Source organism: Acinetobacter sp. YH16044, from assembly GCF_013417145.1.
Taxonomy (GTDB): Bacteria; Pseudomonadota; Gammaproteobacteria; order Pseudomonadales; family Moraxellaceae; genus Acinetobacter; species Acinetobacter amyesii.
Genome location: NZ_VPEK01000001.1, coordinates 23,466 through 37,946, shown reverse-complemented (window position 1 = coordinate 37,946; position 14,481 = coordinate 23,466). Strand labels below are relative to the sequence as shown.

The following is a 14,481-nucleotide window of genomic DNA, read 5'->3' as shown; positions in this document are numbered from 1 at the left end:
TTTAACATAGCAAGCCTGCATCGATTTTATGCATTTTTATCCTCTAATTTATTTCTCCTATGCATCAGACCATTAAAACTATTTTTCGACTCTTTTTTGCTGCTGTGATCTTTATCATTACTGCAGCGCTGATCCTGACTTGTTTTAGCAAGACACAGGAAATTTTACGTGCTGAGCACTATTTTAGTCAGGTAAAAAAGGTTTCACTGGATTCAACACCCAAAGAACAATTGGTTTTGGTCTCCAATAATGAATCACCCGATCGTGCGATTTTTATCATGCTGGCGAATAATGGTTATCTTGCCAAACTGAATTGTGAAAACTATGCACAAGATATTTGTCTCGATGAATTTAATCAGCAACACACCCGACAAATTCAACACCTCGATTTACTCAAAATCGGACAATTTCAATATATCCAAAATGTGAGTTTCACCAATAGCCGCACTGGACAAAAAAAACAATTACGCTATAGCGATGCCCAGTTAAAACAGTTCTATCAAAACGATATTTCAAGCCTTAAATATACAGTTTTTGGCGTGGCTTTATTTGCATTTGCCGCCTTGTATGTGAGCTATCGTATTGTTCGAAACTTTAGATCATTTCTCAACAAATAAGCTTCAATCTATTTTTCAATGAAAAAAGAGGATGTTTTGCATCCTCTTTTTTGTTTTAAATGGCTTGATTAAAGGTATCACAGCTATTGATATTGCCTGATTTCAACCCTGTCTGGAACCATTTCATACGTTGTTCGCTGGTGCCGTGCGTGAAACTGTCTGGGACCACTTGCCCAGTTGCACTTTTCTGTAAATAGTCATCACCAATCTTATGCGCAGCGTCCATCGCTTCTTCTACATCGCCCTGCTCTAAAAATTGGGTACGCTGTTGATTATGATGCGCCCAAATACCCGCAAAGCAGTCTGCTTGTAGTTCTTGCATAACCGAATAACGATTACCCTCAGCTTTAGATGCTTGCGCACGGGCCTGCTGGACTTGCTCAGAAATGCCTAAAATCGTTTGGATATGATGTCCAACTTCATGGGCAACCACATAGGCTTGCGCAAAATCACCCGCCTGATCTTGGCGACTCAATTCTGTTTGATTTTGTTCACCCGTAATGCCCATTTGCGTACGCATATCTTTAAAGAATGCGGTATCAATATAGACCTTCTGATCTGCTGGGCAATAAAACGGCCCCATTGCAGCTTGTGCTGTACCACAACCCGAGTTGACCACACCATTAAACATGACCAATTTAGGCGCTTTATACTGGGCATTTAACTGTTCTTGGAAGACTTTAGTCCATGTATCTTCCGTATCGGCCAAAACCGTTCCAACAAAATCCATCGCTTCTTGTTGTTCAGGTGTTGGATTATCCAAACCTTTGACTTCAGCCGTTTGACCCTGTGAAGTCACTTGTTTAGTCGCCTGATAAGCTTGCTGCGGATCTACACCAAAAAACTTCCACGCAACAAATGCTACAACCAAACCGAGAATACTGATACCACCCGCTTTTGCACCGCCACCACCGCGACGGTCTTCTACGTTTGAACTAACTCTTCGACCTTTCCAGCGCATAGTGATCTTCCTTATATAAAATAGTTGATATCCGTGCGTTTACAGATTAATCCTTTTGCGACTTTGGCCATACTTTTTGAACTAAAGACACGACGCACAGCACGATTAAACCTGCAATAAAACCTGTCACTAAATTGATTAAAGTCGGTGTTAATGCACCCACAATACTGCCAACTGTAGGAATATGTTCTGCATAATCCACAGAGCCTTCAATAAAATGGTGTAGCAGAGGCACACCATGGGTAATGATGCCACCACCCACTAAAAACATGGCAATCGTACCTACAATGGTTAATGTCTTCATCAACTTAGGTGCAAATGCTAACAAACCTTGTCCAACGGTCTTTTTAAATTGTGATGCTTGTTGCGTGAGATAAAGTCCTAAGTCATCAATTTTGACAATCATCGCGACAAAACCATAAACACCAACGGTCATTATAATTGCAATCACCGAAAGCACCATGACCTTAGTCCCAAATGCCGCAGTTGCAACCGTACCCAATGAAATCACCACAATTTCAGCAGATAAAATAAAATCGGTCCGGATGGCACCTTTGACTTTTTCTTTTTCAAAAGTCACCAAATCCGTTTCAATATGGGTCATCTCTTCACGAGCAACTTCTTCTGTTTTGGCTTTTTTATGATGCAAACTATGCAGGACTTTTTCCACACCCTCATAGCACAAAAACAAACCACCAATCATCAAAAGCGGTGTAATCAGCCAAGGTGCAACCACACTGATCAATAAAGCAGCCGGAACCAAAATTAATTTATTAACAAAAGATCCTTTGGCGACAGACCAAACGACAGGAAGTTCACGATCGGAACGGACACCACTGACTTGTTGTGCATTCAGTGCTAAATCATCTCCAAGGACACCCGCTGTTTTTTTGGCTGCCATCTTACTCATCACAGCAACGTCATCCAACACAGTTGCAATATCATCAAGTAAGATTAATAAGCTACTCGCCATTATTTTTATCCTTTAGGCATTTTTTAATATTCTAATTCTATTTAACGCTAAAATTGTATTTAGTTTTTTAATAATTAACAAAATATTCACCCATTTTTCAGTCAATTGTGCTGTGTCAGTAACAATCAAAAATAGAATGCCGTACAATGGGGACATTCTTTGAAAATCAGCCGTAGCTTTGACTACCACTTTGGAACAGATAATGAGTACTCAAGATAATCGTCCAGTGATTTTGACTGGCGACCGTCCGACTGGACAATTACATTTAGGTCATTTTGTAGGTTCTTTACGTTCACGTGTAGGTTTACAAGATTCGCATCATCAACATCTCCTTTTAGCTGATGCTCAAGCCTTAACTGATAATGCCGATAACTTCGAAAAAGTTCGTCGCAATATTATTGAAGTCGCAACCGATTATCTTGCTGTAGGAATTGACCCAACCAAAACCACGATTTGCGTTCAATCATGCTTACCAGCATTGAATGAATTGACCATGTTGTATTTGAACTTTGTGACGGTTTCTCGCTTAGAGCGTAATCCCACCATCAAATCTGAGATTCAAATGCGTGGATTTGAGCGTGATATTCCTGCAGGTTTCTTATGCTATCCAGTGGCTCAAGCTGCCGATATTACAGCGTTTAAAGCATCTGTCGTTCCAGTGGGCGAAGACCAAATTCCAATGATTGAACAAACCAACGAAATTGTTCGTCGTTTAAACCGTCAAATTGGTCGTGACGTACTTCCTGAATGTAAAGCTTTACTCTCTAATGTAGGCCGCTTACCAGGTTTTGATGGTAAAGCAAAAATGTCTAAATCTTTGGGCAATACCATTGTGCTTGACGCGACTGATAAAGATATCAAAAAAGCCGTAAACGCAATGTATACCGATCCAAATCATTTACGTATTGAAGATCCAGGTCAAGTGGAAGGTAACGTGGTATTTACTTACCTTGATGCATTCGACCCAGATAAAGATGCTGTTGCGGAACTGAAAGAACACTATCGTCGTGGTGGCCTAGGCGATGGTACGGTGAAAAAGCGTCTTGAAGGTGTGCTAAAAGAGCTCATCGGCCCGATCCGTGAACGCCGTTTAGAATTGCAAAAAGATCCTGACTACATCATGGATATTTTAAAAACCGGTACCGATAAATGCCGTGATATTACCCAACAAACGTTGGATGAGATTAAATCTGGATTGGGTGTGTTCCACTTCTAAATTTAAAAAAATTCCATAAAATTAAGCCTTTCCAATGTGAAAGGCTTTTTTACAGGCACTTTTGGTGAAGGTATTCACAAAATCTCCTTAGTTTTAACGTTAGGTAACATCACTTAACGTGAACACCAATGAAATGACTGACCGTTCACTCTATTATCTATTCATGTTTTAGGAATACCTAAATTCATAACATTTCTCCTTTGCCGAACCTGTGAAAGCAGATTCGTTGTTATACGCAGTGAACACCCCAATCATTGCGTATTTTTTTGTCTAAAAATTGACAATTACCAATAGAAAAAAGTCCGCTATAAGCGGACTTTTCAATTAATACATCATTTTAAAAACAAATATAAATTAGTAATGAAATAAACGTTTATCTAATGGTAGTTCAATTCCAATTGACGCTCCACCATCATTACCATTTAAATCCGAGTCACTCACCCAACCATTAATTTTTAAAGGCATATCTGGACGTAAATAATGTGTCCAAGTTAAGTCTAGAGCTTTCAATTCATTTTTTTCTGGAAATGCTGCATTGTTCAAAGCAGCACGTTCTGTTTCAGAAACTTTTGCAAAAAGTACACGACCATTTAGACGATTTAGTGGATCAATACGTATATTCCCACCCACTGAAACCATTTGAGCATCACCACCTAATGCATGACCAAGTGGATAGCCATGTTGATAGTATCCATCTGTGTAAATAGAGTGATTGTATGAAATGCCTTTGGCATCACCATTAGTTCGAGTATCAACCCATTCAGTATACAGTTGATAAGGCATATTATTTACACTTGAAGAATAATCAACACCTGCAAGATACATGCTTTTTGCTGGTAAACCACCTGCTTCATCTTCACCAATATATTGGCCGTAAAGACTAACTGGAACTTGCACAAGTGGTTGTAAATTCAAACGCGCATCAAAACCCGCGACTTGATTTGATGGATCAGCCTTACCTGTTCCACCATTATCTTTATTACCAATAAAGGCATCCCAAAGTGAACTAAAACTTTCGGGACGACCTTCGCCACCCCATTGTATAGAACGTGATGCTCCCAATTCCAAATATGGAGTAGGTTGTGCAGTTAGTCGAAGTCCAATGAGTTTTGCATCTGGGATAGCAGAATAATCATCTAACTGTCCAGCAAAAGCTTGATACTGCCAAGGGCCGATCCATGATAGCCATGGTGTTTCAAAAGCATTCTGTTGTGCACGCTGTGCAGTAACACCGTACACAGGACGACTCGCATCACCACGGATTAAACTACCGTCATGACCAGGCCCCCAATAAGTCGGAATCTGACCTGCAATTAACCATTGGTTCCAAAGCTTCCCGGCAATGTATGAGCCTTCCACATTTACATCTTGATCATTATTAATTTGCTGTTTATCTTCAGCATTTACACGTAAACGACCATCCCAATTTTCACCACCAACGTTGAGTTCAAGTGCACCTTGATATTGCGCTTTTTGATGATCACCAAAATTTTGCGGTAAATTATTTTTATCTGACTCTGCAAACAATTCTGCTTTTAATAATGCATTTTCGGCAGTCAATTTATTTTGAATACTTTGTAATACTTTTTGTTGTGCAGGTGTCATCACTTTTGCAGAAGTTAACGCTCGCTGTATTTCATCACCACTCATTGGCCATGTTGAGGTACTAATTTGAATAACGCCTTGCTGATTCAACCAATTCAAATCTGCGCGTAACTCTTCATTATTTAATACAATCCCCTGAGCAAAAACAGGAACTGATAATCCAAACAGTACAGCAGCATAGAGTGACTTTCTTAAATACATGCTCTTTTTCTCAAGTTTAATTCACAGCCCACCTTAGATTTTTCAACTCATTTATTCAAGGGTGAAACTGTATCTCCTTTTATTTTTTTCATCATTTAGGTAAAGATGTTCAATAAAAATACAAAATAAAAAACCCGCATTAAGCGGGTTTTTTATTTCAAAAACTAAATTAGTTTTTATGACGCATATGAGGGAATAAGATTACTTCACGAATACTTGCAGCATTCGCAAATAACATCACCAAACGGTCAATACCAATCCCCTCACCCGCTGTAGGAGGTAAACCGTATTCCAATGCTTCAATGAAGTCTGCATCGTAATGCATTGCTTCATCGTCACCCGCATCTTTTTCAGCAACTTGGGCTTGGAAACGTTCAGCTTGGTCAATCGGATCATTTAACTCTGAGAAACCATTTGCCAACTCACGACCACCGATGAAGAATTCAAAACGGTCCGTAATATGTGGATTTTCATCATTACGACGTGCCAATGGTGAAGTTTCCGCTGGGTATTCTGTGATGAATGTCGGTTGACGAAGTTCTGTTTCAACAGTTTCTTCAAATACGATGGTTTGAAGTTTGCCTAAACCAAAACCAGGTTTTACTTGCTCTTTCAGTTCATTTTTAACGAAGTTTGCAAGGAACTCACGATCAGATACATTTTCAGCAGTGAACGTTGGGTTGTGTTCAAGAATCGCATCAAACATCGAAATTTTCTTGAATGGACCTTTGAAGCTATACACTTCATCACCATAAGGCACATCAGTCGAACCTAATATGTCAATGGCCAATTTTTCAAGCATATTTTCTGTCAAAGCCATCAGGTCTTTGTAGTCTGCATATGCTTGGTAGAATTCAATCATGGTGAATTCTGGGTTATGACGTGTTGATACACCCTCGTTACGGAAGTTACGGTTAATTTCGAACACGCGCTCAAAACCACCAACGACCAAACGTTTTAAGTAAAGTTCAGGCGCAATACGCAAGAATAAAGGCATATCCAATGCGTTGTGGTGAGTTTCGAATGGACGCGCAGACGCACCACCCGGAATCACATGCATCATTGGTGTTTCAACTTCCATGAAACGCTCATTGCTCAAATATGAACGAATACCTGACACCACTTTTGCACGAATTTCAAAAGTTTTACGTGTTTCTTCGTTCATGATGAGGTCTAAATAACGCTTACGGTATTTAACTTCAGTATCAGTCAAACCATGGAATTTGTCTGGAAGTGGACGGAGTGATTTGGTTAAAAGCTCAAAATGTTCAATATGAACATAAAGGTCACCTTTACCAGAACGACCAATATAACCTTTAATGGCAATAATATCGCCCAAATCGAGTGCTTTAATTGTTGCAAGAACATCAGCATCCAACTCTTTACGTGGTACATAAAGCTGGATACGACCAGTCATATCTTGGATTACGATGAATGAACCACGGTTCAACATCACACGACCAGCAACTTTTACATAAACCTTTTCGCCTGCTTCAATTTCTTCTTTTGATTTTTCAGCGAATTGATCTTGTAGGTCTTGTGCATAGTGTTCACGCTTAAATGTGTTAGGCCACGGGCTAACACCTGTTTCCTTGGCGTGCTCTTTGATGTGCTCTAACTTGGCATGACGCTGTGCAATTAAATCGTTTTCGGAAATGGCTTGTTCAGAAGTCGATTGAGCGTTATGTTGCGTCATCTCTGTCTCAAATAGTTAAAAAACGGAAGTTGCATAGCATAGCAGATTTCCTTTGAATTGAGCAGTAAGCAATGCGCGCATTTTTTTAATAAGTAGAAATTTATCGAAGTAAGATGTTTTAATCGTTATACCTTCAGGTAGACATAGAACCTACCTTACAGATGTGCAGTAGATAAAAATTAAATACTCAAGCTCGAAAACCTACATTTTAATGATATCAGATGATAACTAAAAGCTTTAAAAATACTTATAATTATCAATACATTAAAATATATATCAATAACTTAATTCAACCTTTTAATCTATTTTCTTTAAGACTAAAGTCTTTTAAATGCCTATAAATTAGACCAAAAGCTAAATTCTCTTTTTGACAATTCTATCTACAATGAAGTCATAAAATTGTTGAAAAATAAAATATTCAACACATCCAAAAATGTTTGAAAACAGTGTGTAGAAAAACAATGACTTCCTGCTTATCGAAAATTCTGTTTTTACATGGATTGGATTCTTCCCGTGAATCTACGAAGTTCCATGCCATCAATGCAAAACAAAAATTCTGCATTGAAGTGGACTATCGCAACTTAAATTTTCAAACTGTTGCGGATTTTTACCACGAGAGTATTGAAACCATTAAGCCCGATATCATCGTCGGGCATAGTCTCGGGGCATATTGGGCATTAAAAATGTCGCTGTTTCATCGCATTCCGTGTGTAATTGCCAACCCGAGCCTGCATCCAGACTTTCGCGACGACTACCCTGCAATCAATGAAATGGATTTGGATCACGATATTCCACAAATTGCCTATATCGAACGTGGTGATGAAATCTTAGATATGTATGAAGCAGAGCAACAACTCGAAGATTATATGCAAGTTCAAGTCATGGATGGCGGACACCATCGTCTACAATGCCCTGAAAATATTAATGATTTAATCCAGCATCTCGAATTAAACTACTTAAAAAAATAAATCATAATATTCATCATAAGCAGCAACGTCTTTTTTATCAGACATAAAAAAGCCTTGTCATAGACAAGGCTTTTTACATTTTAAAGCTGACGCTTAGGCAGCATCTGCTTCAGGACGTGTTTTATCATCTAAAACAGACCAGATATTTAAACCTAAATCTTTATGCAAGTCAGGCAAATCTAAGAAAATGCTTGCGCCTAAAACTTGGTGTTTACATTTTTCAGCCAATTGTTTCACTGCACGAAGCGTACCGCCCGTCGCCAATACGTCATCTACAATAATCACTTTTTGTGATTCGATTTCAGCTGACATTTCAAGACGATCTAAACCGTATTCAAGGCTATAACCCACACCGACAACTGGTGGTGGTAATTTGCCTGCTTTACGTACCAAGACCAAACCTTTACCCGTACGCTGGGCAAGTAAGCTTGCCAAAACAAAACCACGCGCTTCAACTGCAATAAAGCTATCTACTTCTGCCAATTGCTCAGCTGGAATACTTGCAATTAGGGCATCAGTTAACGATTCGATGTTATTCATAAATAACGGCGTAAGGTCAAAGAAACAAATTCCTGGTTTTGGAAAATCTTGGACAGTACGAATGTTAGACCACAATGCCGCAGCAGTAGAATTACTCATAATAGGAGAAAATAAATTAAGGAAGGAATGTGTGAATTTTAACGCGATTTGAGAGAAAAGAACAGCTAACCCCCTACCAAAATGCATATTTAAGATACAGTGAATTTACATAAGTTATTGATTATTAATGTTGTATTTATTTAAAAAATATCAAATATATATTTTCCTAATCATAAAATAAAAGATTTTAGAGTTTTTTTCTGCAAGACTTTAGTCTATGAATATAGAAAAAGCGGTATTTAGAACCCAATTCACGGAAATGAATTCCAATATAGCTTTCAATAGGCATAAATATTGTCAGACAATTTTTCCCAGATCTGGGGTTTTGATGATATTTATTGTCCCTCACTGCCATTCTGCTTTTAATTTCACTCATTAAACTCTTAGCCACTTTACTTTATCGTTAGAACTGCGTAAAAATTTAACATAACAGTCTACTGTATAAGGCGATTTAACCTTAAGGAATAAACTTATACAGTTATGAAGTATTTACTGACTTAATTTTGTGTCAGTTTTTGGAGAATGGAATGAAAAAGTATCAGTGCATCGTTTGTGGATGGATTTATGACGAAGCAGAAGGCTGGCCACAAGACGGTATCGTGGCAGGAACGAAATGGGAAGATATCCCAGATGATTGGACTTGCCCAGACTGTGGCGTCTCAAAAGTAGATTTTGAAATGGTTGAAATCTAATAAATAGAATCTAAGGCCATCATCGTTATGGTCTTTTTTTTGTCTTTAAAAAAATATGAAATGTGTTTGGAGTTGAGTATGCACCCTATTGTCATTATTGGTTCTGGTATGGCGGGATATGCCGTTGCACGTGAATTTCGAAAGTTAAATACTGAACTAGAACTTATTATGATCTGTGCGGATGATGCCATTAACTACGCTAAACCGACATTATCCAATGCGCTCGTTGGTAATAAAACTCCTGAGCAAATCCCTCTAGGGGATGCCGAAAAAATGTCGGCTCAACTCAATATGCAAATCATCAATAAGAGTTGGGTTAAATCCATTGATGCAGCAAAACATGAGCTTACTATTGAAAGCCAAAATGGAACTCAAACACAACTATATTCAAAACTCGTTTTAGCAGTCGGCGCAAATCCAATTCGCTTAGCTATTTCGGGTGATGGCAGCGAAGACATTCATGTCGTCAACAATTTAGATCACTACAAAGCATTCCGTAAACAACTTGCAGCACGTGAAGATAAGCGTGTGGTGATTTTAGGTGCAGGCTTGATTGGCTGTGAATTTGCCAATGACCTTCAAAACACTGGGGCGAAAGTATCGGTGGTCGATTTAGCTCCGCAACCTTTAGGTCGTCTACTGCCATCTCATGTGGCCGCTAAATTCCAAAGTAATTTAGAGGAAACGGGCATTCAATTCGTTCTAGGCACGACTGTTGAAAAAGTCTCACGTATTGAAAATGGTGACTATCAAGTGAGCCTTGCCAATGGTCAAAGCTTAGTGGCAGATGTTGTGTTGTCTGCGATTGGCTTACAACCTGAAATTAACTTGGCAAAACAAGCCGGCATTCACACCAGTCGCGGTGTATTAACCAATAAAGGCTTAGAAACCAACTTGGCAGATATCTATGCTGTCGGTGACTGTGCTGAAGTTAATGGTACCCTTCTGCCATACGTGATGCCGATCATGCAACAAGCACGTGCTTTGGCAAAAACCCTCAATGGTGAACATACCGCTGTGCATTATCCAGCCATGCCTGTAGCTGTTAAAACACCTGCTGCACCTTTAACTGTCCTTCCTGCGCCAATTGATGTAGAAACCCAATGGGAAACAGAAGAGCTTGAAGATGGCATGATTGCCCGTGCGATCGATCAAGATGGCGTATTACGTGGATTTGTACTGCTCGGTGCAACTGCTGGGAAGCAACGCTTAACTTTGACTAAGCAGGTTCCGGACTTGATTCCCACTTCAGTTTAAGGTTTAAATACAAGGACGTCCTGATAATAATAGACGTCCTTTTTAAAGGAAAATAACAATGAATAGTGCCCTTCAGTTTAATATTTCACCTTATGCCTCTTTTATGTATGAAACTCGCGTAGAGTTAGGCAATGGCATTGAACTTCATGTCGAGGTGGGTGGTCATCCTGAAGATCCTGCAATCTTACTGATTATGGGACTCGGCGCACAAATGTTGTATTGGCCCGATTTCTTTTGTAAGTCCCTAATAGACCAAGGTTACCGAGTTATTCGCTTTGATAATCGCGATATTGGTCTATCGAGTAAAATTCGTAACCCAGGTCCACGCCTCAACACCTTTAAACTGATGGGACGTTTTGTCTTAGGTTTAGAAAACCAAGGTGCGCCCTATGATCTATACGATATGGCAGACGATGTTGCACTGTTAATTGATCGTATGGGACTTGATAAAGTCCATATTTTAGGCGCTTCGATGGGCGGCATGATTGCTCAAATCGTGGCAGCACGCTATCCAGACAAAGTTCACAACTTAAGCTTACTTTTTACCAGTAACATCCAACCCTTACTTCCACCGCCATTTCCAAAGCAGTTATTTAGTCTAATTGAAAAACCTGAATCTAACGATGAAGATGGCATTATTAACCATAGCCTGAAAGTTTTTAATATTATAGGCTCTCCAGGCTATATTAATCAGCTTGAAGTGATACAAACTGCACGTAAACTCTATAAGCGGAGTTATTACCCAGCGGGTGTACTTCAACAGTTTTTAGCAATATTATGTACAGGTTCCCTGCTGCAGTTGGATAAACAAATTCAGCATAAAACCATTGTGGTTCATGGAGCTCGTGACCGTTTGCTGCCGCCAAGCCATGGTAAGGCCGTTGCAAAGGCTATTTCAGGTGCTAAATTTGAATTAATTGATGGAATGGGGCATGATATCCCACCGCATTTTATTCCATATCTTAGCGGTTTGTTTGCTGATCACTTTAAATCATAAATTAGGACACTATGGCTGCATTACCATCCTTAAGACAGCTGTCATATCTAGTAACACTGTCAGAAACGCTACACTTTACTGAAGCTGCGCGTCGTTCTTTTGTCACCCAGTCTACTTTGTCTGGCGGGATCATGGAACTTGAGCGTTTACTAGGTGGCGTATTGGTAGAACGCGACCGTCAAAACGTGCGTTTAACTCCTCTTGGTGAACAAGTTGTCGGAAGAGCTCGAGTTCTATTGGCAGATGCGCAAGACCTAATGCGTTTAAGTCGTGAAATGAGCGAACCTCTAACGGGTGATTTACATCTAGGGGTCATTCCTACTATTGCGCCATTTTTACTTGCACCATTATTAGAAGAAGTGCATAAGCAACTACCAAAAATTCAATTGCATTTACATGAAGCACAAAGTGAAAAAATTGTTGAGAAACTCGAGCACGGTAATCTAGATATCGTATTACTTGCTCTTCCTTTCGATACACGTAGCTTGAAAGTTGCAGAAGTAAACAAAGAAAAATTGTTCTTGGTGTACAACAAAGCTGACCAAAATGCAGCTCAAGCGAAATCTTTAGACGACCTAGATTTATCTCGTTTAATGTTGCTTGAAGAAGGCCATTGCTTACGTGATCATGCTTTGAGTGCTTGCCCGATTGGTGAACGTAAAAACGACCATCGTTTAAAAGCAAGCTCATTGCCAACTTTGGTTGAAATGGTTTCCGCAGATTTAGGCTTTACCTTATTGCCTGAAATTGCAGTTCATACCAATATGATCAAAGCCAATGAAGATTTGGCTGTGAAAGAAATTGAAGCAAGCCCTACACGCACATTAGCATTGGTGACGCGTAAAAGTACGCCGCTTCAAAGTGAATTTGATGTATTGCTTCAAATCTTGCAGAAAATCACTAACAATCTGCACTAACTAATCAGTGTGAAAATTAAAGAGAGCCCTGTGCTCTCTTTTTTTATTTGGCAGAAGTTAATATTAATTTAAAAACTGATGTTACTCACGTAAAAGTAATTTCGCATTTTTAAATCTATTCGATGGAATCTTACATCTAGGGATTGAATAAAGAGATTAGTTTTCGGCTGGAGGTACTCTTACGAAACGTTGTTTCTTCATTCGGCAAAATGAGAAGTGCGCTTCGTAAGAAAACCATCTTGCAGAGCAATGCTCCTCACCGCAAAACTCGTTCACTAGCGTCTACTTATTCAAAGTATCGCAAAAACATTTTTGATTAGAAGTCATCCTGTCTCAAACACTTGCGGATGGCCTTACGCATATCGGTTTTTATTTAAATCAAATCGCGCTTCTGATGTTACTATATAACATCAGTTAAAAAATGAAATACAGCATCTAGAAAAAAGAAAAGGCTAACCCAAATAGGTAGCCTGATAAGGTAATATATGACTTGATGTATATCTCAATTCATCGCCTCGATAATATCTTCACACTAGCCAGATAAGTAAGAAGATAAATACATCTTATTAAAATATAACCTTCGTTAAAATCACTAGTTTCAGGTATTTTAGATAAAGTAGGCGAATTGAAAATAAGGTCCTATAGAATAAATGTTGACTAAAAATCAATCACATTATTTTAAATATTTACTACGCTTTATATTTAAAATAACTAAGCAATAGATAGAAATAAATTCATATCGGAAACAGTCCAATTTATCCGTTGTCAAAATACGATATTCACATTTCGATTATTTTTTTCAATCCGAATACAAATTTAATTGTTATTTAACCAATAAATCTAAAATTAAAAACAAAAAACCATAAATCTTTTCATTCAAAATAATGAAAAACACCAAAAATATACGCTATTTAAATTCTATTAAATCACAATAACTTAATTATATTTTGATGTATAAATCCCAACTTCTAGGTATATTTTTATGATTCGCATTCGTGCAAATTATGGAAATGCAATTTGATTAAAATAATAAATGAGCGAAATGTATGATGAGTGAATTTTTATTACCAGTACCCGTTTTGATTATTGATCATCAATCGATGACTTCAAAAACAGTGCTGTTTAACATCTTAGGAGACCTCGGTTATCCTGAAGACCTCATTACATTTTCAGAAAATTTAGCAGATGCGGAACAGCAAATTTTCAATCAATTGCCCAATTTAATCTTTTTAGTGGTCACTCAACAGTCTGATATCTCTTTCATCCATAAAATTAAGAAAATCTATCCTTCGAGTAATCTCATCATTTTAGTCAATGAACAGTCTGCCGATTTAACTTTACATGCGATTCAGTTAGGTGCAACTGCCTATATGTTGATTCAACAGCCAATTGAAGACACTTATAACCAGCTGAAAACCATTTTAAGAGGTGGCGCTGCCCTGCACCCAAGTTTTGCAAAATTTTTATTGAGTGAAACTTTTAGTCCGCAAAATGTAGCGCCGAAACAGCTCAGTCTAAATCCAGCTGAATACCAAATTTTAGATATGGTCAGCCATAGTGCGACTCAAGAGCAGATGGTCCGTGAGTTAAAACTTTCAACGTATCAAATTGATGGTTTTGTTAAAAATATCTACCGAAAAATTAGTAGCTACAGCTAAATTTAGTTCAGATAAATGATTCAAAAAAACTTATAAATTAAAAAAATAAAGGGAGCATTGCTCCCTTTTACTTTTCTAACGCAT

Annotated in this window: 13 protein-coding genes; 8 read left to right on the top strand and 5 right to left on the bottom strand. The window is 38.4% G+C overall.

Going from position 1 to position 14,481, the window contains the following annotated elements:
- Window positions 1-59 precede the first annotated feature (59 nt).
- Window positions 60-617, top strand: coding sequence for a hypothetical protein (locus tag FTV38_RS00145; protein ID WP_180020650.1), 558 nt, complete (start codon window positions 60-62; stop codon window positions 615-617).
- 55 nt (window positions 618-672) lie between these two features.
- Here the strand turns inward: FTV38_RS00145 and FTV38_RS00140 are convergent, their stop codons facing one another.
- Both FTV38_RS00140 and FTV38_RS00135 read right to left on the bottom strand, forming a co-directional pair.
- The gene (locus tag FTV38_RS00140) at window positions 673-1,578 is read right to left on the bottom strand and encodes a neutral zinc metallopeptidase (protein WP_180007459.1); all 906 of its coding nucleotides are present in this window, start codon (window positions 1,576-1,578) and stop codon (window positions 673-675) included.
- 46 nt (window positions 1,579-1,624) lie between these two features.
- Window positions 1,625-2,551 (bottom strand): DUF808 domain-containing protein, encoded by a 927-nt coding sequence (locus FTV38_RS00135; protein ID WP_180007458.1) that lies wholly within the window; start codon window positions 2,549-2,551, stop codon window positions 1,625-1,627.
- A 202-nt stretch (window positions 2,552-2,753) separates the two neighbouring features.
- Between FTV38_RS00135 and trpS the strand changes: the two genes are divergently transcribed.
- Window positions 2,754-3,767, top strand: a complete 1,014-nt coding sequence (gene trpS, locus FTV38_RS00130) for a tryptophan--tRNA ligase (protein ID WP_180007457.1) — start codon at window positions 2,754-2,756, stop codon at window positions 3,765-3,767.
- A 354-nt stretch (window positions 3,768-4,121) separates the two neighbouring features.
- On the opposite strand, the gene FTV38_RS00125 is transcribed toward trpS, so the two are convergent.
- Window positions 4,122-5,573, bottom strand: coding sequence for a capsule assembly Wzi family protein (locus tag FTV38_RS00125; protein ID WP_180020648.1), 1,452 nt, complete (start codon window positions 5,571-5,573; stop codon window positions 4,122-4,124).
- A gap of 169 nt (window positions 5,574-5,742) precedes the next feature.
- Entirely contained in the window at window positions 5,743-7,269 is a 1,527-nt protein-coding gene (lysS, locus tag FTV38_RS00120; RefSeq protein WP_180020646.1) for a lysine--tRNA ligase, read from the bottom strand.
- A gap of 461 nt (window positions 7,270-7,730) precedes the next feature.
- Between lysS and FTV38_RS00115 the strand changes: the two genes are divergently transcribed.
- Complete coding sequence (locus tag FTV38_RS00115; protein ID WP_078193013.1) at window positions 7,731-8,237, top strand: YqiA/YcfP family alpha/beta fold hydrolase; 507 nt, start codon at window positions 7,731-7,733, stop codon at window positions 8,235-8,237.
- Between the two features lie 93 nt (window positions 8,238-8,330).
- Here FTV38_RS00115 and FTV38_RS00110 read toward each other — a convergent pair whose 3' ends face one another.
- On the bottom strand, window positions 8,331-8,876 hold the full coding sequence (locus tag FTV38_RS00110) for an adenine phosphoribosyltransferase (RefSeq protein ID WP_078189930.1): 546 nt from the start codon (window positions 8,874-8,876) through the stop codon (window positions 8,331-8,333).
- Between the two features lie 527 nt (window positions 8,877-9,403).
- On the opposite strand from FTV38_RS00110, the gene rubA reads away from it, so the two are divergent.
- The 5 genes from rubA (at window position 9,404) to FTV38_RS00085 (ending at window position 14,397) form a co-directional block, all read left to right on the top strand.
- On the top strand, window positions 9,404-9,568 hold the full coding sequence (gene rubA / locus FTV38_RS00105) for a rubredoxin RubA (protein WP_005179369.1): 165 nt from the start codon (window positions 9,404-9,406) through the stop codon (window positions 9,566-9,568).
- A gap of 78 nt (window positions 9,569-9,646) precedes the next feature.
- Window positions 9,647-10,825 (top strand): NAD(P)/FAD-dependent oxidoreductase, encoded by a 1,179-nt coding sequence (locus tag FTV38_RS00100; protein ID WP_180020644.1) that lies wholly within the window; start codon window positions 9,647-9,649, stop codon window positions 10,823-10,825.
- 58 nt (window positions 10,826-10,883) lie between these two features.
- Window positions 10,884-11,822, top strand: coding sequence for an alpha/beta fold hydrolase (locus FTV38_RS00095; protein ID WP_218950222.1), 939 nt, complete (start codon window positions 10,884-10,886; stop codon window positions 11,820-11,822).
- Window positions 11,823-11,833: 11 nt separating this feature from the next.
- Window positions 11,834-12,739 carry a LysR family transcriptional regulator OxyR gene (oxyR, locus tag FTV38_RS00090; protein WP_180007453.1) on the top strand — a complete coding sequence of 302 codons (906 nt, stop codon included), beginning with the start codon at window positions 11,834-11,836 and terminating at the stop codon, window positions 12,737-12,739.
- A 1,046-nt stretch (window positions 12,740-13,785) separates the two neighbouring features.
- Complete coding sequence (locus FTV38_RS00085) at window positions 13,786-14,397, top strand: response regulator transcription factor (RefSeq protein ID WP_180020642.1); 612 nt, start codon at window positions 13,786-13,788, stop codon at window positions 14,395-14,397.
- Window positions 14,398-14,481: the final 84 nt, after the last annotated feature.